This window comes from Caballeronia sp. AZ7_KS35 (assembly GCF_023631045.1).
Lineage (GTDB): Bacteria > Pseudomonadota > Gammaproteobacteria > Burkholderiales > Burkholderiaceae > Caballeronia > Caballeronia zhejiangensis.
The window spans coordinates 108,274-131,495 of the sequence record NZ_JALQDV010000008.1; the positions used below are offsets into that span (position 1 = coordinate 108,274).

Consider the following 23,222-nt stretch of genomic DNA (forward strand, 5'->3'; position numbering starts at 1 on the left):
TTTTGATACTCGTATTAGGTCAGCGAAATATCGGTGACGCGGCGCGGCGCCTCCAGATATTCCTTCGACTGCATCTCGACGATACGCGACACCGTGCGCGTGAACTCGTTGGCCATCGGCCCTTCGACGTACAGTTCTTCCGCGGGCACGGCCGCCGACATCAGCAGCTTGACCTTGTGGTCGTAGAACACGTCGATGAGCCAGGTGAAGCGGCGCGCTTCCGATGCCATGCGCGGCGTCATTTGCGGCACGTCCGACAAGATGACCGCGTGAAAGCGGTTCGCCAGTTCGAGATAGTCGTTCTGCGAGCGCGGGCCGCCGCATAGCGTCGCAAAGTCGAACCAAACGACACCGTCGGCTTTGCGCAATGCCTTGATCTCGCGCTTCTCGATGTGCAGGATCGGGCTTTCGTCGGGCACGGCCGCGAGTTTCGCGAAATCCGCACGCAACGCCTCGCTCGCCGACGCACCAAGCGGCGTGTGATACGCCTTCACCGTCGAGAGCGTTTGCCTGCGGTAATCGGTGCCGGCATCGACGTTGAGCACGTCGAGATGCTCTTTGATGAGCTCGATCGCGGGCAGAAGACGATCGCGATGCAGCCCTTCCGGATACAGCGTGTCGGGCTGGTAATTGGACGTCATCACGAACTGCACGCCGGCCTTGAAAAGACGGTCGAGCAGGCGATACAGGATCATCGCGTCGGCGATATCGGAGACGTGAAACTCGTCGAAACAGATCAGCCGATAACGCTTCGCGATGCGTTTGGCGAGTTCGTCCAGCGGATCCGACTGCCCTTTCAGTTCCTCCAGCTCGCGATGCACCTCGCGCATGAATTCGTGAAAATGCAGACGCGTCTTGCGCTGCACCGGCACGACCGCATAGAAGCTGTCCATCAGGAAGCTCTTGCCGCGCCCGACGCCGCCCCACATGTAGACGCCGCGCGGCAACTCGGGACGCACGAGAAACTTCTTGAGCGCGTTCGAGCGGCGCGCCTTGTACGCGACCCACTCTTCATAGCACTGTTGAAGACGCGCGACCGCCGCGAGCTGCGCCTCGTCCGATTGATAACCCCGCGTGCGCAGTTCGTTTTCGTAGTATTCGGTGACGTTCATCTTCGGCCGTTCGATGTGACAAAGGCGAGCGGATCAACCCGCTCGCCTTTGTTGTGCTGCCTTACTGCCAAGGCAAACGGTATTACATGTTCAACGCGCGCTTGTCGACGGCGAGCGCCGCTTCGCGCATCACTTCAGACAGCGACGGATGCGGATGGCAGATGCGGCCGATATCTTCCGACGCCGCCTTGAACTCCATCGCCACGACCGCTTCCGCGATCAGATCCGACGCGTCCGCAGCAATGACGTGCACGCCGAGGATTTCGTCGGTCTTCGCGTCCGCGATCATCTTGACGAAGCCTTCGGCACGGCCGATGCCGAGCGCGCGGCCGTTGGCCATCATCGGGAACTGGCCGGTCTTGATCTCGCGGCCTTCGGCCTTGAGCTGCTGCTCGGTCTTGCCGACCCACGCGATTTCCGGTTCCGTGTAGATGACCCACGGCACGCAGTTGTAATCGATGTGCGGCTTCTGACCGTCGATGATCTCCGCCACCGCCACGCCTTCGTCTTCCGCCTTGTGCGCGAGCATCGGGCCGCGCACCACGTCGCCGATCGCGTACACGCCCGGCACGCTCGTCGCGCAATGATCGTCCACGTCGATGAAACCGCGCTCGTTCGCCTTCAGGCCGATGCTTTCCAGACCGAGGTTATCGGTGTTCGGCACGCGGCCGATCGACACGATCAAACGATCCGCTTCCAGCGTCTGCGCGTTGCCTGCGTTGTCCGTGTAAGCGATCGAAACGCCGTTGGCGCTCGTCTTCACTTCGCCGATCTTCACGCCGAGGTGAATGTCGAGACCCTGCTTCTTGAACTGCTTCGCGGCTTCCTTCGCGAGCGACTCGTCCGCCGCGCCGAGGAATTGCGGCAGCGCTTCGAGCACGGTCACTTCCGCGCCGAGACGACGCCACACCGAGCCGAGCTCCAGACCGATCACGCCCGCGCCGATCACGGCGAGCTTCTTCGGCACGGAATCGAACGACAGCGCGCCTTCGTTGTCGGCGATCAGCTTGTTGTCGACCGGAATGTTCGGCAGATGGCGCGCCTTCGAACCCGTCGCGATGATCACGTTCTTCGCCGTGACGACTTCGGTCTCGCCTTCGCCCGACACTTCGATCTGCACGCCGGCCGCGTTCTTCCCGGTGAACTTGCCATGACCCTTGAGCCACGTGATCTTGTTCTTGCGGAACAGGAACTCGATGCCCTTCGTCATCTTTTCGACGATGCCGTCTTTGCGCGCGAGCATCTTCGACACATCGAGCTTCACGTCCGACACGCTGATTCCGTGATCGGCCAGATGCTTCGACGCATTCTCGAATTCTTCCGACGACGCCAGCAGCGCCTTCGACGGAATGCAGCCTACATTCAGGCACGTGCCGCCGAGCTTCAATGCGCCTGCCGGGTTCTTCCACTTCTCGATACACGCAACCGACTTGCCGAGCTGCGCTGCGCGAATCGCCGCGATATAGCCGCCAGGGCCCGCGCCGATCACGACGACATCAAATTCTTTGGACATGACTTTCCTTGGTGTGTCTCCGCTTTTGCGGAGCAGCCTCTTGCGATGCGCGCGAGCCTATCGCGCGCATCGAGGCAACTAAGCTTGTATTACAGGTCCAGCAGCAGACGAGCCGGATCTTCCAGCGCGTCCTTCATCGCGACCAGCGACAGCACGGCTTCGCGGCCGTCGATGATGCGGTGGTCGTACGACAGCGCGAGGTAGTTCATCGGACGGATCACGATCTGGCCGTTTTCGACGACCGCGCGTTCCTTCGTCGCGTGCACGCCGAGAATCGCGGATTGCGGCGGGTTGATGATCGGCGTCGAGAGCATCGAGCCGAACACGCCGCCGTTCGAGATCGAGAACGTGCCGCCGGTCATTTCTTCGATCGACAGCTTGCCGTCCTTCGCCTTCTGGCCGAATTCGGCGATCTTCTTCTCGATGTCGGCGAGGCTCATCTGATCCGCATTGCGCAGGATCGGCACGACGAGACCGCGCGGCGAACCGACCGCGATACCGATGTCGAAGTAGCCGTGATAGACGATGTCGTTACCGTCGATCGATGCGTTCACGAGCGGGAACTTCTTCAGCGCGTGGACGGCGGCCTTCACGAAGAACGACATGAAGCCGAGCTTCACGCCGTGTTCCTTCTCGAAGCGGTCCTTGTACTTGTTGCGCAGATCCATGACCGGCGCCATGTTGACTTCGTTGAACGTCGTCAGGATGGCGTTGGTTTGCTGCGATTCGAGCAGACGTTCGGCGATGCGCGCGCGCAGACGCGACATCGGCACGCGCTGTTCCGGGCGGTCCTTCAGCCACTGATCGGCCGATGCCGGTGCGCTGACTTGCGGCAGCGACGGCTTCGCGGCGCGCGCGGCGGCCGGAGCCGGTGCGGCAGCGGGCTTGGCCGGTGCGGCAGCCGGTGCGCCGGCTTGAGCGGCGAGCGCGTCGCCCTTCGTGATGCGGCCGTCGCGGCCCGAGCCCGACACCTGATCCGCCGACACGCCCTTCTCGGCGAGGATCTTCGTCGCGGCCGGCGATGCGGCGCCGCCCGCCGATGCTTGCGCAGCAGCCGGAGCCGACGTGGCAGCGGCGGTTTCCGCGACCGGCGCGGGCTTCACTTCGGCGTCGCCGGCAGCGGCGACGGCGGCAGGCGCTTCGCCCGCTTTCGCTTCGGTGTCGATCTTGGCGATGAGTTCGTCGGCGGTGACGATATCGCCGTCGTGCTTGATGACTTGCGCGAGCACGCCGGCCGACGGAGCCGGCACTTCGAGCACGACCTTGTCGGTCTCGATTTCGATGAGGATTTCGTCCTGGGCGACAGCCTCACCCGGCTTCTTCTTCCACTGCAGCATGGTCGCTTCCGAGACCGACTCGGAAAGCTGGGGAACCTTGACTTCTACGATAGCCATTTCTGTATTTTCCTGATGCGTGTCTGTGTGTACGAGCAGCGAAACCGGGGAACGTCCATTCGCCCGGTTTCGATCAAGCAATGCTTACTTCGCGATGACCTGCGCGCCCTTGAGGCGGCCGAACGCGCCTTCCACGAGCACCTTCTGCTGCTCGTAGTGCTTCGCGTAGTAGCCGACCGCCGGCGATGCCGATGCAGGACGGCCGCTGTAGGCCAGCTTCATGCCTTCGCGCATGCCTTCGCGCAGATGGTGCTCGACGTAGAACCAGGCGCCCTGGTTCTGCGGCTCGTCCTGCACCCACACGACTTCGGTCGCGTTCTCGTACTTCTTGAGTTCCGCGTCGAACTGCTTGTGCGCGAACGGGTACAGCTGCTCGATACGCACGATCGCGACATCGTTGCTCTTCGCTTCGCGGCGATGCGCGATGAGGTCGTAATAGACACGGCCCGAGCACACGATCACGCGCTTGACCTTCTTCGCCTCGATGGCTTCGTCCGTTTCGCCGATGACCGGCTGGAACGAGCCCTTCGCCAGTTCCGACAGATCGGACACGGCTTCCTTGTGACGCAGCAGCGACTTCGGCGTGAAGATGATGAGCGGCTTGCGGAACAGGCGGATCATCTGACGGCGCAGCAGGTGGAAAACCTGCGCCGGCGTCGTCGGCTGGACCACTTGCATGTTGTGATCCGCGCACAGTTGCAGGAAACGCTCGATACGCGCCGACGAGTGCTCCGGACCCTGACCTTCGTAGCCGTGCGGGAGCATCATCGTGAGACCGGAGACACGGCCCCACTTCACTTCGCCCGACGAGATGAACTGGTCGATCACGACCTGCGCGCCGTTCACGAAGTCGCCGAACTGCGCTTCCCACGCGACGAACGTGTTCGGTTCAGCGGTCGAATAACCGTACTCGAAACCGAGCACCGCTTCTTCCGACAGCACCGAGTCGATCACCGTGAACTTGGCCTGGCCTTCCGCGATGTTCTGCAGCGGAATGTACGTGCCGTCGTTCCAGCGCTCGCGGTTCTGATCGTGCAGAACGGCGTGGCGGTGCGTGAACGTGCCGCGGCCCGAGTCCTGGCCCGTCAGACGCACGGCATAGCCCGATGCGACCAGCGATGCGAACGCGAGGTGCTCGCCCATGCCCCAGTCGAGCTTGGCTTCGCCGAGACCCATCGCGCGGCGGTCGTTGATGACGCGCTCGACGAGCGGGTGAACCTTGAAGTTTTCCGGAATGGTCGTGATGCGCTCGGCCAGACGCTTGAGTTCCGCGAGCGGCACCGCCGTGTCGGCCGCGTCGGTCCACTTGCGGTTCAGGAACGGCACCCAGTCGACCGCGTACTTGCTCTTGTAGTTCGAGAGCACCGGATCGATCGTGTGATGGCCTTCGTCCATCGCCTGACGATATTCCTTGACGAAGTTGTCCGCTTCCTCGGCCGTGATGACGCCCTGTTGCACCAGCTTTTCGGCGTAGACGGCGCGCGTGCCCGGATGCTTCGCAATCGTCTTGTACATCAGCGGCTGCGTGACCGCCGGCGTGTCCTGCTCGTTGTGACCGAGCTTGCGGAAGCAGATGATGTCGACGACCACGTCCTTGTGGAACTTCATGCGGAAGTCGATGGCGAGCTGCGTCGCCAGCACGACGGCTTCGGGATCGTCGCCGTTCACGTGCAGCACCGGCGCCTCGATCATCTTGACGACATCCGAGCAATACAGCGTCGAGCGCGCATCGCGCGGATCCGACGTCGTGAAGCCGATCTGGTTGTTGATGACGATGTGCAGCGTGCCGTGCGTGCCGTAACCGCGCGTCTGCGCGAGGTTCAACGTTTCCATCACGACGCCCTGGCCCGCGAAGGCCGCGTCGCCGTGCACTTGCACCGGCAGCACTTGCAGGCCTTCTTCGTCGCCGCGACGATCCATACGCGCCTTGGCCGAGCCTTCGACCACCGGATTCACGATTTCGAGGTGCGACGGGTTGAATGCGAGCGACAGGTGAACCGGGCCGCCTTCCGTGGCGACGTCCGACGAGAAGCCCTTGTGGTACTTCACGTCGCCGGCCGGCAGGTCATCGACGTGCTTGCCTTCGAATTCGGCGAAAAGGTCCGCCGGCATCTTGCCGAGCGTATTGACGAGCACGTTCAGACGCCCGCGGTGCGCCATGCCGATGACGATTTCCTGCACGCCGTTCTTGCCCGCGTGACGCACGACTTCGTCCATCGACGCGATGAAGCTCTCGCCGCCTTCCAGTGAGAAGCGCTTCTGGCCGACATACTTGGTGTGCAGGAAACGCTCGAGGCCTTCGGCAGCCGTCAGGCGATTCAGGATGTGCTTCTTCTTGTCGTTCGAGAAATTCGGCGTCGAGCGAATCGACTCGAGCTGCTCCTTCCACCAGCGCTTCTGTTCCGGATCGCTGATGTACATGAACTCGGCGCCGATCGTGCCGCAGTACGTGTCGCGCAGCGCCTTGACGATGTCGCGCAGCGATGCCTGCTCGAAACCGAAGTACAGGTTGTTCGCGTTGAACACCTGATCCATGTCGGCTTCGGTGAAGTCGTAGAAGCCGGGTTCGAGTTCGGGAATGGGGGGACGCTCGCGGCGCTTGAGCGGATCGAGATTGGCCCATTGCGTGCCAAGGAAGCGATACGCGCCGATCAGCGATTGGACGTAGACTTGCTTTCGCGCGGTGGTCAGATCACCGGTGCTTTCGCGCGGCAGAAAGGCGTTCGCCTTCGCGCGCTGAGCGAAAGATTCGACGATGGGGCCGTGAGCCACGTCGTTGTGAGCCGTGCCGTCCGAAGCGGGCACGTTCTGCAACGCGTCGAAGTAGGCGCGCCAGGTCTCGGGCACTGACGCGGGATTATCGAGATATTGCTCGTACAACTCTTCGACGTACGGAGCATTACCGCCGAACAGATAAGAGTTCGACTGGAATTGCTTCATCATTTTACGCTCACCTTTCTTCGAGTTTCTCGAGGAAGTGCGGGTTACGAAACCTTCCGCGCCACGGCCTGACCGTTTAGCGGATTGCGCGAATCAAGTCTGCTTGGAAGGACCTAAAAAGCGACAGCTAATCCGAGAAGCATAGCACAGAACGAATAGTCATATGACGTATCGCCGCATGTGCCCTCGCCTCGTCGTCGCCTCGCCATCCTTTACGCAACAAGGATGTGCGGGCTATTCTGAGATAAGCAAGGGTGCGTTGCGAGGCATCGAAGAATGACAAAAGCCGCCCGAAGGCGGCTTTTGTTCCGACGTTGCTCACAGATGCATGCGCAGCTTATTCGGCGTTGGCTTCGCGGCTTGCGCGGCGACGCTCGTGTTCCTTCAGATGACGCTTGCGCAGACGAATCGACTGCGGCGTGACTTCGACGAGCTCGTCGTCGTCGATGAACTCGACCGCGTATTCGAGCGAAAGCTGGATCGGCGGAACAAGACGCACGGCTTCGTCAGTGCCCGATGCGCGCACGTTCGTCAGCTGCTTGCCTTTGATCGGATTCACGACGAGGTCGTTGTCGCGGCTGTGAATGCCGATGATCATGCCTTCATAGAGCGCATCGCCCGGCGACACGAACATGCGGCCGCGATCCTGCAGCTTCCACAGCGCATAGGCGACGGCAGCGCCATCGTCCTGCGAGATCAGCACGCCGTTACGGCGCTCGCCGACCGAACCTTCCTTCACCGGCGCGTACGAATCGAAGGTGTGGCTCATCAGGCCCGTGCCGCGCGTGAGCGTCAGGAACTCGCTCTGGAAGCCGATCAGCCCGCGCGCCGAAATCTTGTACTCGAGACGCGTGCGGCCACGGCCATCCGAGGTCATGTCGAGCATTTCCCCCTTGCGGCGGCCGAGCTCTTCCATCACGCCGCCCTGATGCTGGTCTTCGATATCGACCGTCAGGTTTTCATACGGCTCGCACTTCACGCCGTCGATTTCCTGCAGCACCACGCGCGGACGCGACACGGCCAACTCGTAACCTTCACGGCGCATGTTCTCGACGAGAATCGTCAGATGCAGTTCGCCGCGGCCCGACACTTCGAACGTCGTTTCGTCGCCGGTGTCTTTCACGCGCAGCGCGACGTTGTGATTCAGTTCCTTCGTCAGACGATCGCGGATCTGGCGGCTCGTCACGAACTTGCCTTCCTTGCCTGCGAGCGGCGACGAGTTCACGAGGAAGTTCATCGTGAGCGTCGGCTCGTCAACGGTGATCATCGGCAGCGCTTCGGGATTGTCCGGCGAGCAGATGGTCACGCCGATGCCGATTTCCTCGATACCGTTGATGAGCACGATATCGCCGGCCTGCGCCTCTTCCACCTGCACGCGCTCGAGGCCGTGGAACGACAGCACCTGATTGATCTTGCGATTCAGGATCGCGCCGTCCGGACCCGAGCGCACGGCCACCTGCATGCCCGGGCGGATACGGCCACGCGCGACACGGCCCACGCCGATACGGCCGACGTACGAGTTGTAGTCGAGCGACGTGATCTGAAGCTGCAAAGGACCGTCCGGATCGGCCGGACGCACGGGAACGTGTTCGAGAATGGCTTCGAACAGCGGGCGCATCGTGCCTTCGCGGACATCGGGTTCGAGGCCGGCGAAGCCGTTGAGACCCGACGCGTAGACGATCGGGAAGTCGAGCTGCTCTTCGGTCGCGCCGAGCTTGTCGAACAGATCGAAGGTCTGGTTGATCACCCAGTCGATACGCGCGCCCGGACGGTCCACCTTGTTGACGACGACGATCGGCTTCAGGCCGAGCGCGAGCGCCTTCTTCGTGACGAAGCGCGTTTGCGGCATCGGGCCTTCGACGGCGTCGACGAGCAGCAGCACGGAGTCGACCATCGACAGCACGCGCTCCACTTCACCGCCGAAGTCCGCGTGTCCCGGCGTATCGACGATGTTGATGTGCGTGCCTTCGTATTCGACGGCGCAGTTCTTCGCCAGGATCGTGATGCCACGTTCCTTTTCGATGTCGTTCGAGTCCATGACCCGCTCGGCGACCTGTTGGTTTTCCCGGAAGGTGCCCGACTGGCGGAGCAACTGGTCGACGAGCGTGGTCTTGCCGTGGTCGACGTGGGCAATGATGGCGATATTGCGGAGGGCGCGAGTCATAGAAAGTGTCTTGGTTGTGCGCCGTAAGAGCGAGTCCCTTCTGTTGCGAGACTCCGTGGCTCGGCAAGCCCCCTCTGGAAAGCGTCATGCAAGCATGACTACGCGGGCCCGGCGCGGTGAGAACCGAAGAGTATAGCACGCACGGATGTCTAAACCTGGCAATAGGACTCAACCCGTAAATCGGGCCAGCAACCGCCGCATGTCCGCGGCGTCGGGTCGCGACGAACCGCAGGCCGGGCGCGGGCGGATTGTTAAGCATATTCAGAAAAGATCCTTGCACGCCGCGAAACGCCTCCCTATAATCCTGCCTAGTCAACTATTGCAATCGCACAAATATTCTTATGAGCGACGCTCCGAAATCCGCGGCGATCGGCGACTACGTGCTCGCCGAGAGCGTCGGCTATCTGATCAGCCGGGTCCGCTCGACCATGTGGAACATGGTCACGCAACACACGACGTCCGAACTGGGCATCACGAGCACGCAGGCAAGCATCCTGTTCATGCTGGCGGTCGGCAAATGCCTGACGGCGGCGGATATTGCCCGCGAATACGGCATCGATGCGAGCGCGGTCACGCGTCTCATCGACAGACTGGAAAAGCGTGGCCTGCTTTCGCGCGTGCGCAGCGAGGAAGACCGGCGCGTCGTGCGCCTCGCGCTGACGGACGAAGGTCACGCGACCGCGGAAAAGATACCCGCCATCTTCACGCGCGTACTGGACAACCTGCTTGCCGGTTTCACGCCGGAGGAAGTCGGCTTCCTCAAAAGCATGCTGCGGCGGATTCTCGCGAACTCGTGCGATCCATCCGTCGCGCCACTGCTGGGCGGCAACGATAAGCCTGGTACGTCATTGCGATGACAAGCAAATTCGTCATCGCAACCCTACAAAAAGATTGCAACGTCCACCTTTAATTTGCATCTCGAGAGACGAGATATGAACCAGCACTTCCTGTCCGCTATGCGCGGCGAAAGCCGTGCGAAGCGCGCCGTCGCCGCCGCGGTGGCCGCGCTTGCGCTCGCCGGCTGCGCGAACTATTCGGGCATTTCGAGCGACAAGCAGATCGCCGCGCCGGAAAACTTCGAGGCCACGCAAAGCGTGCCGGGCCAAGGCGGCCAATGGCCCACGCTCGACTGGGCGAAGCAGTTCGGCGATCCGCAACTGCCGCAACTGATCGACGAAGCGCTCGCCGACAATCCGAGCATCGCGCAGGCGCAAGCGCGCATCGCGAAGGCGTCGTCGTATATCGAGACGTCGCGCTCGGCGCTTTATCCGAAGGTCACCGGCTCGTATTCGTGGACGCGCGAACTCTATTCCGCCAACGCCCTCTTCCCGCCGCCTTATGGCGGGACGTGGTTCAGCGAGAACAACGTGCTCGCGAGCGCGTCGTGGGAACTGGATCTGTGGGGCAAGAACCGCTCGCGCCTCAACATGGCGGTATCGCAGCAGAAAGCCGCCGAAGCCGACATGCAGCAGGCGCGCGTGACGCTTGCGGCGTCGGTCGCGCGCACGTACAACCAGCTCGCGCTGCTCTACGCGCTGCGTGACGTGGCGCAACGCGAAATCGCGAACCGTCAGGACGTCGGACGCATCACGAACGGGCGCGTCGCGGCCGGGCTCGACACCAACGTCGAGCGCCGCACGGCGGAGGGCAACGTCGCGACGAGCCAGACGAACTCGACGGAACTCGACGGCCAGATCGAAACCGTCCGCTATCAGCTCGCGGCGCTGCTCGGCAAAGGCCCGGACCGCGGCCTCAAGATCGCGAAACCCGTGATCGACCCGAACGTCAACGTGACGCTGCCCGACAACGTGCCCGCCGATCTCGTCGCGCGCCGCCCGGATATCGTCGCCGCGCGCTGGCAGGTCGAAGCCGCGACCCACAACATCAAGGAAGCGAAGGCCGAGTTCTTCCCGGACATCAACCTCGCGGCGGCCTTCGGTTTCGACGCGTTCGGCTGGAGCCGCTTCCTGCAGGCGAGCAGCCGCCAGATCCAGGCCGGTCCGGCGATCCATCTGCCGATCTTCGACGCCGGCGCCTTGCGCGCGCAGTTGAAAGGCCGTTACGCGGACTTCGAAGGCGACGTCGCGAACTACAACCAGACACTCATCACCGCGATGAACGATGTCGCGACCAACATCTCCGCAATCCGCTCGCTCGACAAGCAAATGGCCGACGCCCAGCGCGCGCTCGCGGCGGCGTCGAGCGCGTATCAGCTCGCCGTGATCCGCTACAAGGCCGGCCTGTCGCCGCAATTGCAGGTGCTCAACGCCGACGAAAACCGCCTCGCCAACGAGCAGACCGTGACGAATCTGCGCCTGAAGCGCACCGATCTGCAGATCGCGCTGATCAAGTCGCTCGGCGGCGGATTCGACGCGACGAGCAGCAATCTCGCGATCGGCGGCAGCGGACAAAGTCAGACGACGACGCAGGCGGCCAATCAGGCCACGCCGTCGAACTAAGCGCCCACAAGAACACGCATCGGACCAAAAACGGAATTTTCGGAGTCTTTCATGAGCGACCCTCAACAAAACGCAGCCGCGGCCGCCGCGCCCGCGCCGAAACAGAGCAACGGCAAACGCCGAGCGCTGATGACGCTGATCGTGCTCGTCATCATCATCGCGGCTATCGCGTACGGGCTGTACTACTTCCTCGTCGCGCGCTTCCACGAAGCCACCGACGACGCCTACGTGAATGGCAACGTCGTGCAGATCACGCCGCAGGTCGTGGGCACGGTGATCTCGGTGAACGCCGACGACACGCAGACCGTGAAGATAGGCGATCCGCTCGTCGCGCTCGATCCGGCCGACTCCAAGGTCGCGCTCGATCAGGCCGAGGCAAATCTCGCGCAAACTGTGCGCCAGGTACGCACGTTCTTCGTCAACAACAACCAGTACGAAGCGCAGATCGCGTTGCGCCGGTCCGATCTGTCGCGCGCGCAGGACGATTTGAAGCGCCGCATGCAGGTCGCGCAGACGGGTGCGGTCTCGCAGGAAGAAATCTCGCACGCCCGCGACGCGGTGCGCAGCGCGCAGGCCGCGCTCGACGCCGCCGAGCAGGAGCTCGCGTCGAACCGTTCGCTCACGGCCAACACGACGATCGCCGATCACCCGAACGTGCTCGCCGCCGCCGCGAAGGTCCGCGATTCCTACATCAACTACGCGCGCAACACGCTGCCCGCGCCGGTCACGGGCTATGTCGCCAAGCGCTCGGTGCAAGTCGGCCAGCGCGTGTCGCCGGGCAATCCGCTGATGGCGATCGTGCCGCTCAACGCCGTGTGGGTCGATGCGAACTTCAAGGAAGTGCAGCTCAAGCACATGCGGATCGGCCAGCCGGTCGAACTGACGGCCGATCTGTACGGTTCGGGCGTCGTGTATCACGGCAAGGTGGTCGGTTTCTCGGCCGGCACGGGCTCGGCTTTCTCGCTGCTGCCCGCGCAGAACGCGACCGGCAACTGGATCAAGGTCGTGCAGCGCCTGCCGGTGCGCATCCAGCTCGATCCGAAGGAACTGGAAGCGCATCCGCTGCGTATCGGCCTGTCGATGAACGTCGACGTCACCATCAAGGACGAGCAAGGCGGCCAGCTCGGCAACGCGCAGAACACGGTCTACCAGACGAATGTGTTCGACAACTACGGCGCGCAGGCCGATCAGGAAATCGCGCGCATCATCCAGCAGAACGCGGGTACGGGTGCGGGCGCAGGGTCGTCGGCGCAGAGCGCGTCGCCGGCGCACGGGCGCGCGACGAAGTCCGCGTCGGCCGCCAAGCTGATGTAAGCGGACTCGCCACATGTCTTCGCAAAACGTCGTACATCCGCCGCTGTCGGGCGGAAAGCTCGTCATCGGGACGATCGCCGTATCGCTCGCGGTGTTCATGAACGTGCTCGACACGTCGATCGCGAACGTCTCGATTCCGTCGATCTCCGGCGATCTCGGCGTGTCGTCGGATCAGGGCACGTGGGTCATTACGTCGTTCGCGGTCGCCAACGCGATCTCGGTGCCGTTGACCGGCTGGCTCACGCAGCGTCTCGGGCAGGTGCGGCTCTTTCTCGGCTCGATCATCCTGTTCGTGATCGCGTCGTGGCTCTGCGGTCTCGCGCCGACGCTCCCCTTCCTGCTCGCCGCGCGCGTATTCCAGGGCGCCGTCGCCGGCCCGATGATCCCGCTGTCGCAAACGCTGCTGCTCGCGAGCTATCCGCGCGAAAAAGCGCCGATGGCCCTATCGATGTGGTCGATGACCACGCTGATCGCGCCGGTCGCGGGGCCAGTCCTCGGCGGATGGATCTCGGACAACATCTCGTGGCCGTGGATCTTCTACGTGAACATTCCGGTCGGCATCGCGGCGGCGCTCGCTACGTTCGCGATCTTCCGCGACCGCGATTCCGCGATCCGCAAGGCGCCGATCGACACGGTCGGGCTCGGCCTGCTCGTCGTCTGGGTCGGCTCGCTGCAGATCATGCTCGACAAAGGCAAGGATCTCGACTGGTTCAACTCGACGACGATCGTCGTGCTCGCGCTCATCGCCGTGATCGCGTTCGCGTTCTTCATCGTGTGGGAGCTGACGGCGGAGCATCCGGTCGTGGATTTGTCGCTCTTCGAGCTGCGCAACTTCACCGGCGGAACGATCGCGCTGTCGATCGGATACGGGCTCTACTTCGGCAATCTCGTTCTGCTCCCGCTGTGGCTGCAGACGGATATCGGCTACACGGCGACGAACGCCGGTCTCGTGATGGCGCCCGTCGGCGTGTTCGCGATCCTGCTTTCTCCGATCACCGGCAAATTCCTGCCGCGCACCGATCCGCGTTACATCGCGACCGCCGCGTTCCTCGTCTTCGCGCTGTGTTTCTGGATGCGTTCACGCTACACGACCGGCGTCGACACTTGGGCGCTCACGATACCGACGCTGATTCAGGGCATCGGCATGGCGGGCTTCTTCATTCCGCTCGTGTCGATCACGCTGTCGGGCTTGCCGGGACATCGAATTCCGGCGGCGTCGGGGCTGTCGAACTTCGTGCGGATCATGTGCGGCGGCATCGGCACGTCGATCTTCTCGACGGCGTGGGAGCATCGTTCGATCGTGCATCACGCGCAACTCGTCGAAAGCGCCAATTCGTACAACCCGGTGTTCGCGAATTCGATGCAGCAGATGGGCGCGCTCGGCCTGACGCACGAGCAGACCGTCGGCCTCTATAACAGCATGGCGACGCAGCAGGCCGCGCAGCTCGGCGTGAACGACATGTTCTATATTTCGGCGGGGATTTTCGTCGCGCTGATCGTGCTGATCTGGATCACGCGGCCCGAGCGTTCGGGCGGTGGAGATTCGGCGGCGGCGGCATCGGCGGCGCACTGATCGCCTGACTGCTCCCAAAAGAACAGAGCCCGGTCGACATCGACCGGGCTCTTTTTCATTGCGCCGTGACGATGAGCCGTTCCGGCGCGAGCACACCCTCGCCCGCGCGCGCCACGCCCAGCAGACGGCCGCCTTCTTGCGCATAAACGCGCACGCGGCCTGCTTCGAGACGCGTTTTCACGACGTCCGCGAGCTTCAGACGTTGGCCGTGCAGGAAGCGCTGCGTCGCTTCGTCGTTCAACTGAACCGCGGGAAACGTGGATAGCAGTGCATCGACGGGCTGAAGCCGCTCGTCGCGCTCCGCTTCGCTCAGGCTCGCGAGGTGATCGAGCGTGACCGCCTGTTCGAGCGTCAGCGCGCCGACACCGGTGCGCCGCAACGCCGTCAGATGCGCGCCGCAGCCGAGCGCTTCGCCGATGTCCTCGGCCAGCGTCCGTACGTAAGTGCCCTTGCTGCACGTCACGCGAAACGTCACGAGGGGCAGCGCGCACGCGATCAACTGCAGCGCGTGAATCGTCACTTGCCTGCCCTCACGCTCGACCGTCTGACCGGCGCGCGCGTATTCGTAGAGCGGCTTGCCGTCGCGCTTGAGCGCCGAGTACATCGGCGGGACTTGCACGATTTCGCCGATGAACCGCGTCATCGCTTCGACGACGGCAGCTTCGTCGCACGTCACGTCGCGGGTATCCACCGCCTCGCCTTCGGCATCGCCGGTCGTCGTGCGGATACCGAGGCGCATCGTCGCTTCGTAGGTCTTGTCGGCATCGAGCAGGTCTTGCGAGAACTTCGTCGCTTCGCCGAAGCACAACGGCAGCAGACCGGTTGCGAGCGGATCGAGCGTACCCGTGTGGCCCGCCTTCTTCGCCAGATAAATCCGCTTTGCCTTGATGAGCGCATCGTTGCTCGACAGCCCGAGCGGCTTGTCCAGCAAGAGCACGCCGTCGAGCGCGCGACGGGGAATCTTCGGACCGCCCTTCACTCACGCACCTTCTTCGTCATCTTTTGCGCGCGTCGCGTTTGCCTCGTCGATCAGGCGCGACATCTCGACGGCCTTCTCGATCGTCTGGTCATAGTGGAAATGCAGCGTCGGCACCGTGTGGATGTGCAGGCGCTTGAACAGCATATTGTGCAGATGTCCCGCCGCATGATTGAGCCCTTCCTGCGTCTGCTTCGGATCGCCCGTCAGCGTCGTGAAGTAGACCTTCGCGTGCGCGTAGTCAGGCGTGAGCTCGACGCTCTGAATCGTCACGAGTCCGACGCGCGGGTCTTTCACCTCGCGCATCAGTTCCGAAAGATCGCGCTGGATCTGATCCGCAATCTGCACGTTGCGGTTCGCGGATGTCCGTTTTTTAGCCATGATTTCGTTTCCGTATTCTTGTCGCGCCGCCTGAAGCAAAAAGGGCGGAGCGAGCCGCAAGGCTCACCCCGCCCTTTTTTCAGCGGCTAGCGCATTACAGCGTGCGAGCCACTTCCGTCACTTCGAAGACTTCGAACTGATCGCCTTCGACGATATCGCTGAAGTTCTTGATCGACATACCGCACTCGAAGCCCTGACGCACTTCCTTGACGTCGTCCTTGAAGCGCTTGAGCGAATCGAGCTCGCCGGTGTGAATCACGACGTTGTTGCGGATCACGCGCACCGACGAGGAACGCTTGACCACGCCGTCCGTGACCATACAACCCGCGATCAGGCCGACCTTCGGCACGCGGATGACCTGGCGCACCTCGACCATGCCCGTCACCGTTTCGCGCTTCTCCGGCGCGAGCATGCCGGACATCGCCGCCTTCACCTCATCCACTGCGTCATAGATGATGTTGTAGTAGCGGATGTCGATGCCGTTCGCCTCGGCCACCTTGCGCGCCTGAGCATCCGCACGCGTGTTGAAGCCGATGATGACCGCCTTCGATGCCGTCGCCAGGTTGACGTCCGATTCGCTGATCGCGCCGACCGCGCTGTGCACGATCTGCACGCGCACCTCGTTGGTCGACAGCTTCTGCAGCGACTGGACCAGCGCTTCCTGCGAGCCCTGCACGTCCGCCTTGACGATGAGCGGCAGGTTCTGCACTTCGCCTTCGCCCATCTGCTCGAGCATGTTCTCGAGCTTGGCGGCCTGTTGCTTCGCAAGCTTGACGTCGCGGAACTTGCCCTGACGGAACAGCGCGATTTCGCGCGCCTTGCGCTCGTCCGGCAGCACGATGACTTCCTCGCCCGCCGCCGGCACTTCCGACAGACCCTGGATTTCCACCGGGATCGACGGACCCGCCGTCTTCGTCGGCTTGCCGGTTTCGTCGAGCATGGCTCGCACGCGACCGTAGGCGCTGCCCGCGAGAACCACGTCGCCGCGGTTCAGCGTGCCCGACTGCACCAGAATGGTCGCGACCGGGCCCTTGCCCTTGTCCAGCTTCGCTTCGATGACGAGACCCTTCGCAGCGGCTTCCACCGGCGCGGTGAGTTCCAGGACTTCGGCTTGCAGCGACACGTTTTCGAGCAGATCGTCGATACCCCGGCCGGTCTTCGCCGACACTTCGATGAACGGCGAATCGCCGCCGTACTCTTCCGGCACCACGCCTTCCGCGACGAGTTCCTGCTTCACGCGGTCGGGGTTCGCTTCCGGCTTGTCGATCTTGTTGATCGCAACGACGATCGGCACGCCGCCCGCCTTCGCGTGAGCGATCGCTTCCTTCGTCTGCGGCATCACGCCGTCGTCGGCTGCGACCACCAGAATGACGATGTCGGTCGCTTTCGCGCCGCGCGCACGCATGGCCGTGAAGGCCTCGTGACCCGGCGTGTCGAGGAAGGTGATGACGCCGCGCGGCGTATCGACGTGATATGCGCCGATATGCTGCGTGATGCCGCCCGCTTCGCCCGCCGCCACTTTCGCGCGACGGATGTAGTCCAGCAGCGAGGTCTTGCCGTGGTCGACGTGACCCATGACGGTGACAACCGGCGGACGCGGCAGCTTCTCTGCCGTTTCCTCGGTGGTTTCGCCTTCGATCAGCAACGCTTCCGGGTCGTCCAGCTTCGCCGCGACCGCGCGATGGCCCAGTTCCTCGACGACGATCATCGCCGTTTCCTGGTCCAGCACCTGGTTGATCGTGACCATCTGGCCGAGCTTCATCATCACCTTGATGACTTCCGAAGCCTTCACCGACATCTTGTGCGCGAGGTCCGCGACGGAAATGGTTTCCGGCACGTGCACTTCACGGACGATCGGCTCGGTCGGCGCCTGGAATGACGTCTGTTCCTGATGCTTGCCGCGACCCTTCGGACCGCCGCGCCAGCCGCGATCGACACCACCGCTCGAATCGCCACGCGTCTTCATGCCGCGACGCTTCGATGCGTCGTCCTGCTGCCAGCCGCCCTTGCCAGCCTTCTTCTTGTCGCCGGCGCCTGCGGGAGCCGTCGATGCGGGTGCCGGCGCGCCTGCAGCCGGCTTCTTCGCCGCTGCGGGACGTGCCGCCTGCGCGCCTTCCGGCTTCGCGGGCTTGTGCAGCGTGCCCTTCGCTTCGGCGGCCTTCGCCGCTTCGGCGGGCTTCGGTGCGGGCGCGGGTTCCGGCGCCTTTACTTGCGCCTTGCGCGGGGTGTTCATCATTTCGCGGATCGCGCGGGCTTCGGCTTCCGCCGCCGCACGGCGCTTCGCGATGGCTTCCTGCTCGAGGCGAGCCTTTTCGGCCTTCGCCTTCGCGTCTTCTTCCGCCTTCTTCGCGGCTTCACGCTGCGCGGCACGCTCGCTCGCAGCCTTCTCTTCCGCTGCCTTTTCGGCGGCTTCGCGCTGCGCGGTGTCGTCCTGCTTCGGTTCCGGCTTCGCTTCGACGGCCGGTTGCGTGCGCGCTTCCTGACGCGCGGCCTGCGCCGCACGCGAGATTTCGGCAGCCTGAGCCGCAGCCGCCGCGCGGCGCGCCGCTTCCTCTTCCTGCTTCTTGCGCTCGGCTTCCGCCGCTTCCTCGCGAGCGCGGCGCTCGGCTTCTTCGCGCTCCAGCTTCGCCTGCTGTTCCTTCAGCTCGCGCTCTTCGCGCTCGAGCTGCTCGGCGGCACGGCGCGCTTCTTCCTCGCGACGCTGCAGTTCGGCTTCGTCGACTTCCGGCTCTTCGACGTGATTCGGCGCGGCCTCGGCCTGCTCCACACCGGTTTCGTCGCGTTTCACGAAAACACGCTTCTTGCGCACCTCGACCTGAATGGTGCGAGCTTTACCCGTTGCGTCGGATTGCTTGATTTCCGACGTATGCCGGCGGGTCAAAGTGATCTTGCGCTTGTCGGCGTCGGCGGAACCGTGCGACTTGCGCAAATGATCGAGCAGACGCGCCTTGTCCGTCTCGGACAGGTCGTCGTTCGCGCTCGCTTTCTGGACGCCAGCCGCCTGCAACTGCTCGAGCAGGACGCCCGCAGGCATTTTGAGTTCCGCGGCAAATTGGGCTACGTTGTTACTCGCCATTCATTCCTCTTGATGCAAGGACCAATCCTTGCGGTTAGATCGGGGTCACGCGGCCAGACAGGCCGCCAAATATCAGTGCGCCATGGTCATTTCTCACTGGAACCAGTGTTCACGTGCTTTCATGATCAACGCCTTAGCGGCATCCTCTTGCATTCCGGTCATTTCGACCAGTTCATCTACTGCCAGCTCCGCGAGATCGTCGCGGGTCTGAATCTGGTGCTCGGCGAGCTTTGCGAGAAGCTCGTTGTCCATGCCGTCGAGGCTCTTCAAATCGAGGGCGACACCTTCCACCTTCTCTTCGTTGGCGATCGCCATCGTGAGGAGCGCGTCGCGCGAGCGATTGCGCAGCTCGTGCACGGTGTCTTCGTCGAACGCTTCGATTTCGAGCATTTCGTTGAGCGGCACGTAGGCGATTTCTTCGAGACTCGTGAAGCCTTCGTCGATCAGGATGTCGGCGACTTCCTCGTCCACATCCAGACGCGCCATGAAGAGGTCGCGCAACTTGCCACGCTCTTCGTTCTGCTTCAGCGCGGACTCGTCCGGCGTCATGATATTGATTTGCCAGCCGGTGAGTTCGCTTGCGAGCCTCACGTTCTGGCCGGCGCGGCCGATGGCGACGGCGAGCTCGTTTTCGTCCACCACGACGTCCATCGAATGCTTTTCTTCATCGACGACGATCGACTGGACGGCTGCCGGCGCGAGAGCGCCGATCACGAACTGCGCGGGATCTTCCGACCATAGCACGATGTCGACGTTCTCGCCACCGAGCTCGTTACGCACGGCCTGCACGCGCGAACCGCGGATGCCGACGCAAGTGCCGATAGGATCGATCCGCTTGTCGTAGGCGATCACGCCGATTTTCGCACGCACGCCGGGATCGCGCGCGGCGGCCTTGATTTCCAGCAGACCTTGCTCGATTTCCGGCACTTCGAGTTCGAACAGCTTCATCAGGAACTCGGGCGCGGTGCGCGAGAGTTCGATCTGCGGGCCGCGCGCGGTGCGATCGACCTTCGCGATGTACGCGCGCACGCGGTCGCCCACGCGCAGGTTTTCCTTCGGAATCAGCTGGTCGCGGCGCAGCAGCGCTTCGACACGGCCCGACTCGACAATGAAATTACCCTTGTCCAGGCGCTTCACCGAGCCGGTCATGATCTTTTCGCCGCGCTCGAGGAAGTCGTTCAGAATCTGTTCGCGCTCGGCGTCGCGCACCTTCTGCAGGATCACCTGCTTGGCGGCCTGCGCGCCGATACGGCCGAATTCGATCGACGGAATCGGCTCCTCGATGAATTCGTCCACCTGCGCGTCGGGCTTTTGCTCCTTCGCTTCGAACAGCAGGATTTCCTGATCCGGCTCTTGCAGGCCGGCCTCGTCCGGCACGACGCGCCAGCGGCGGAAAGTCTCGTGTTCGCCGCTCTCACGGTCGATGGCGACACGAATATCCACGTCTTCCTCGAAGAGCTTCTTCGTTGCCGAAGCAAGCGCAGCTTCCAGCGCTGCGTACACGACGTCCTTGTTGACGTTCTTTTCGCGTGCCAGCGCATCCGCCAGCATCAATACTTCGCGACTCATTGTTTGCGGCTCCTAAAGTCAACCTTGGGGACGAGACGTGCCTTATCGAGGTCCGCGAGCGTGAAATCGAGCATCGCAGCGCCGTCCTTCCCTTCAAATTCCAATCCGATCGTTTCGCCGTCAGGGGCGTGCAGGATGCCGCGGAACGACTTGCGCCCGTCCAGCGGCTTCTTCAATGTAATGGCGACTTCGCTCCCCGCGAAGCGCTCGAAATCCGCCAGTTTCTTGAGCGGGCGGTCGAGCCCCGGCGACGATACTTCGAGCCGGTCGTAGTCGATGTTCTCGACTTCAAACAAATATTGGAGCTGACGGGTGACCTTCTCGCAGTCTTCAATCGCGATACCAGCCGGCTGGTCGATGTAGACACGCAGCATGCCGCCTCCCGAACGCTCGAGATCGACAAGCTCGTAGCCAAGGCTCGAGACCGTGGTTTCAATCAATTCCGTCAGTTGCACAGTAACTCCAAGGTGTTCGCGCGCTCCACGCCGAAACACCTGCGGGCGAGCGCCTTCATGCGGGCGCGCACCCCTGCTCCCGAGATGCCGAACCGAATAGCCAAAAAAAAATGGGCGCAACGCCCACATTTTTCAACCGAGGTCGCACTCAGGGCAGCGAAAGAAAACTACGTGCCCAGCGACTTCATGATTTTAGCCATTTTTCAGGATAAACGCAAACGTAACGCGCACTTTCGCCCCTGTTGGACCCGGTTTCACGCCGGTTTGTCCTAACGATCAGAAAGAGCGAAACGCGAGATTTTCGTCGCCGGGGGCGGACCGATGCTTCGCATCCCGCTTTTGGACTTCTCCCGGCGACGTCTTTGCGATTTTTTACATATCGCGCTCAGCGGCCGCGCGAGCGATTACGCGCGCCCCGGCCCGCGCCGCCGGCTTTGTTCTGGCCAGCGCCCTGCTGTCCGCCGCCCTGGCGATTGCCCCGCGGTGCGTTGCCACCGGCGGCACGCTTGCCGGCGCCGCCCGCGCCCTGCGGACCGCCGCCTTGCGGACGCGCGCCGCGCGGACCCGGCCGTGCGCCGTTAGCGCGATTGCCGTTGGGCTCGTTGCCGATGCGGTTGCCGTTCGGCTCCCGGCCGCCGCGACGGCCCATGCCGCCCCCGTTGCCTGCATTGCCCGTGTTGCCGCCGAATCCGCCCATGCCGCCGAGCCCGAAGCTGCCCGGCACACCGCCCGGCTGGCCGCGCCGGCCGCCGCGTCCCGGCGTCTGCTGCTGCGTCATGCGCGAGTGCGAGCTCAGCACCGGCTCGCGCGTGATGAAGCCCATCGACGTCTGCATCGGATCGGGTTGCACACGCGGCGCGGCGCTGCGTCCGCCCTTCTCGGCCGTCGGCAATTTCAGCCCGACCGACGCCATCAGGCTGCGCACCTGATTGTCCTCGAGCTCTTCCCAGCGGCCGCGCTTCAGGCCGCGCGGCAGCGCGATCGGACCATGACGCGTGCGGATCAGGCGGCTCACCATCAGGCCGGCCGCCTCGAACATACGGCGCACTTCGCGATTCCGGCCTTCCGCCAGCGCGACGTGATACCAGTGATTCGTGCCTTCGCCGCCGCCGTCCTGGATGCGCAGGAAGTTGGCGGGACCGTCGTCGAGCTCGACGCCTTTCAGCAGCTTCTGCTTCATCGCCTCAGACAGTTGTCCGACCACGCGCACCGCGTACTCACGCTCGACGCTGTAGCGCGGATGCATGAAGCGGTTCGCCAGATCGCCGGACGTCGTGAGCAACAGCAGGCCTTCCGTATTGAAGTCGAGACGCCCGACCGCGAGCCATTTGGCGGTTTTCATCGACGGCAGCTTGTCGAACACGGACGGACGCCCTTCCGGGTCGGCATGGCTGACGATCTCGCCCGTCGGCTTGTGATACAGCAGGATGCGCGGCGGCTTGCTCGCGAGCTTGCGCTTGAGCGGCTTGCCGTTGATGCGCACCTGATCGGTCGGCATGATGCGCTGGCCGATATGCGCCGGCTCGCCGTTCACCGATACGCGCCCGGCGATGATCAACTCTTCCATGTCGCGCCGCGAACCCATGCCCGCATCCGCGAGCACCTTGTGCAGCTTCGGCGCGTCTTCGTCCGGTTCCAGCACGCGCTTTTGCGGTGCATTGCGGCCGCGTCGCAGCATCGGGGCGCGCACGCCGGCCGAACCGTTGTCGGCGTCGAAGGCCGGCGAGGTCACGTAGGCGAACACGTCGTCGACGGCTGCAGCAGCCGCGCTCTCGACGGTCGCCGGTCCCGCGTCGCTGCGCTTGCCGCGCTTTTGCTGCGGCGGATTCTTGCGCCGGCCGCCTTCGCGCGGCGCGGGCGCGGCGGCCTGTACGCCGGCCTCGTCCGCTGCTTCGACGCCGGTTTCGCCCGCTTCCGCGCGCGCGCTCTTGCGGCCGCGCGGACTCGCCCCTTCGCCCTTGCGCGGCTTCGCGCCCGGATCCTTGCGCGGGGCACGCACTTGTGCCGCCACGACGCCATCGGGCGGCGTCTCGTTGACGGCGCCCGGCGCGCCTGGCGCAGCGTCCGCGCCCTTGGTCTTCGCGACAGCGCGACGCCGTGCGATCAGGCTGCGCGGCCCGCGGCGCAATCCGCGGCGCGGACGGTCATCGCCCTCGCCGCCTTCATCGGCGCGGTCGGTGCGCGTGCTGTCGCCGGCATCGGCCGACTCAGGTGCGTCCGCGGCGTGCACGGGGCGCGCGGATTCAGGCGAATCGCTGTCGTGGGAGTGTGTCAAAACAACCTCAAATGTCGAATC

General features: G+C 63.7%; 15 protein-coding genes. 4 read left to right on the plus strand and 11 right to left on the minus strand.

Going from position 1 to position 23,222, the window contains the following annotated elements; translation table 11 throughout:
* Positions 1-14 precede the first annotated feature (14 nt).
* The 5 genes from zapE to typA form a co-directional block, all read right to left on the minus strand.
* Complete coding sequence (gene zapE / locus NCT05_RS09905; protein WP_034473201.1) at positions 15-1,112, minus strand: cell division protein ZapE; 1,098 nt, start codon at positions 1,110-1,112, stop codon at positions 15-17.
* Positions 1,113-1,194: 82 nt separating this feature from the next.
* On the minus strand, positions 1,195-2,625 hold the full coding sequence (gene lpdA / locus NCT05_RS09910) for a dihydrolipoyl dehydrogenase (protein WP_008349243.1): 1,431 nt from the start codon (positions 2,623-2,625) through the stop codon (positions 1,195-1,197).
* An 89-nt stretch (positions 2,626-2,714) separates the two neighbouring features.
* The gene (gene odhB / locus NCT05_RS09915; RefSeq protein ID WP_008349242.1) at positions 2,715-4,019 is read right to left on the minus strand and encodes a 2-oxoglutarate dehydrogenase complex dihydrolipoyllysine-residue succinyltransferase; all 1,305 of its coding nucleotides are present in this window, start codon (positions 4,017-4,019) and stop codon (positions 2,715-2,717) included.
* Positions 4,020-4,103: 84 nt separating this feature from the next.
* Positions 4,104-6,962, minus strand: coding sequence for a 2-oxoglutarate dehydrogenase E1 component (locus tag NCT05_RS09920; RefSeq protein WP_008349241.1), 2,859 nt, complete (start codon positions 6,960-6,962; stop codon positions 4,104-4,106).
* A 334-nt stretch (positions 6,963-7,296) separates the two neighbouring features.
* On the minus strand, positions 7,297-9,123 hold the full coding sequence (gene typA, locus NCT05_RS09925) for a translational GTPase TypA (protein ID WP_008349240.1): 1,827 nt from the start codon (positions 9,121-9,123) through the stop codon (positions 7,297-7,299).
* 341 nt (positions 9,124-9,464) lie between these two features.
* On the opposite strand from typA, the gene NCT05_RS09930 reads away from it, so the two are divergent.
* From NCT05_RS09930 to NCT05_RS09945, 4 genes are all read left to right on the plus strand, one after another.
* On the plus strand, positions 9,465-9,980 hold the full coding sequence (locus NCT05_RS09930; protein ID WP_008349239.1) for a MarR family winged helix-turn-helix transcriptional regulator: 516 nt from the start codon (positions 9,465-9,467) through the stop codon (positions 9,978-9,980).
* A 75-nt stretch (positions 9,981-10,055) separates the two neighbouring features.
* The gene (locus NCT05_RS09935; protein WP_250502201.1) at positions 10,056-11,582 is read left to right on the plus strand and encodes an efflux transporter outer membrane subunit; all 1,527 of its coding nucleotides are present in this window, start codon (positions 10,056-10,058) and stop codon (positions 11,580-11,582) included.
* Positions 11,583-11,633: 51 nt separating this feature from the next.
* Complete coding sequence (locus NCT05_RS09940) at positions 11,634-12,896, plus strand: HlyD family secretion protein (RefSeq protein WP_008349236.1); 1,263 nt, start codon at positions 11,634-11,636, stop codon at positions 12,894-12,896.
* 13 nt (positions 12,897-12,909) lie between these two features.
* Positions 12,910-14,469 carry a DHA2 family efflux MFS transporter permease subunit gene (locus NCT05_RS09945; RefSeq protein ID WP_034473204.1) on the plus strand — a complete coding sequence of 520 codons (1,560 nt, stop codon included), beginning with the start codon at positions 12,910-12,912 and terminating at the stop codon, positions 14,467-14,469.
* 55 nt (positions 14,470-14,524) lie between these two features.
* Here NCT05_RS09945 and truB read toward each other — a convergent pair whose 3' ends face one another.
* The 6 genes from truB to rluB form a co-directional block, all read right to left on the minus strand.
* Complete coding sequence (gene truB, locus NCT05_RS09950; RefSeq protein WP_250502202.1) at positions 14,525-15,448, minus strand: tRNA pseudouridine(55) synthase TruB; 924 nt, start codon at positions 15,446-15,448, stop codon at positions 14,525-14,527.
* Entirely contained in the window at positions 15,449-15,826 is a 378-nt protein-coding gene (gene rbfA / locus NCT05_RS09955) for a 30S ribosome-binding factor RbfA (protein WP_008349233.1), read from the minus strand. It lies immediately after the preceding gene.
* Positions 15,827-15,920: 94 nt separating this feature from the next.
* Positions 15,921-18,902, minus strand: coding sequence for a translation initiation factor IF-2 (gene infB, locus NCT05_RS09960; protein ID WP_033536385.1), 2,982 nt, complete (start codon positions 18,900-18,902; stop codon positions 15,921-15,923).
* Between the two features lie 93 nt (positions 18,903-18,995).
* Positions 18,996-20,471 carry a transcription termination factor NusA gene (nusA, locus tag NCT05_RS09965; protein WP_008349231.1) on the minus strand — a complete coding sequence of 492 codons (1,476 nt, stop codon included), beginning with the start codon at positions 20,469-20,471 and terminating at the stop codon, positions 18,996-18,998.
* Positions 20,468-20,926: a ribosome maturation factor RimP gene (gene rimP, locus NCT05_RS09970; RefSeq protein ID WP_008349230.1), complete on the minus strand. Its 459-nt coding sequence runs from the start codon at positions 20,924-20,926 to the stop codon at positions 20,468-20,470. The genes nusA and rimP overlap by 4 nt, the downstream gene beginning before the upstream one ends.
* Positions 20,927-21,311: 385 nt before the next feature.
* Entirely contained in the window at positions 21,312-23,201 is a 1,890-nt protein-coding gene (rluB, locus tag NCT05_RS09975) for a 23S rRNA pseudouridine(2605) synthase RluB (protein ID WP_250502203.1), read from the minus strand.
* Between the last annotated feature and the right edge of the window lie 21 nt (positions 23,202-23,222).

What these genes read in the sequence shown, in the direction of transcription:
- nusA (WP_008349231.1), bottom strand. Translation starts at nt 20,471, where the DNA reads ATGAGTCGCGAAGTATTGATGCTGGCGGATGCGCTGGCACGCGAAAAG.
- NCT05_RS09935 (WP_250502201.1), top strand. Translation starts at nt 10,056, where the DNA reads ATGAACCAGCACTTCCTGTCCGCTATGCGCGGCGAAAGCCGTGCGAAG.
- typA (WP_008349240.1), bottom strand. Translation starts at nt 9,123, where the DNA reads ATGACTCGCGCCCTCCGCAATATCGCCATCATTGCCCACGTCGACCAC.
- lpdA (WP_008349243.1), bottom strand. Translation starts at nt 2,625, where the DNA reads ATGTCCAAAGAATTTGATGTCGTCGTGATCGGCGCGGGCCCTGGCGGC.
- zapE (WP_034473201.1), bottom strand. Translation starts at nt 1,112, where the DNA reads ATGAACGTCACCGAATACTACGAAAACGAACTGCGCACGCGGGGTTAT.
- rbfA (WP_008349233.1), bottom strand. Translation starts at nt 15,826, where the DNA reads ATGGCTAAAAAACGGACATCCGCGAACCGCAACGTGCAGATTGCGGAT.
- NCT05_RS09930 (WP_008349239.1), top strand. Translation starts at nt 9,465, where the DNA reads ATGAGCGACGCTCCGAAATCCGCGGCGATCGGCGACTACGTGCTCGCC.
- NCT05_RS09945 (WP_034473204.1), top strand. Translation starts at nt 12,910, where the DNA reads ATGTCTTCGCAAAACGTCGTACATCCGCCGCTGTCGGGCGGAAAGCTC.
- odhB (WP_008349242.1), bottom strand. Translation starts at nt 4,019, where the DNA reads ATGGCTATCGTAGAAGTCAAGGTTCCCCAGCTTTCCGAGTCGGTCTCG.
- infB (WP_033536385.1), bottom strand. Translation starts at nt 18,902, where the DNA reads ATGGCGAGTAACAACGTAGCCCAATTTGCCGCGGAACTCAAAATGCCT.
- NCT05_RS09940 (WP_008349236.1), top strand. Translation starts at nt 11,634, where the DNA reads ATGAGCGACCCTCAACAAAACGCAGCCGCGGCCGCCGCGCCCGCGCCG.
- NCT05_RS09920 (WP_008349241.1), bottom strand. Translation starts at nt 6,962, where the DNA reads ATGATGAAGCAATTCCAGTCGAACTCTTATCTGTTCGGCGGTAATGCT.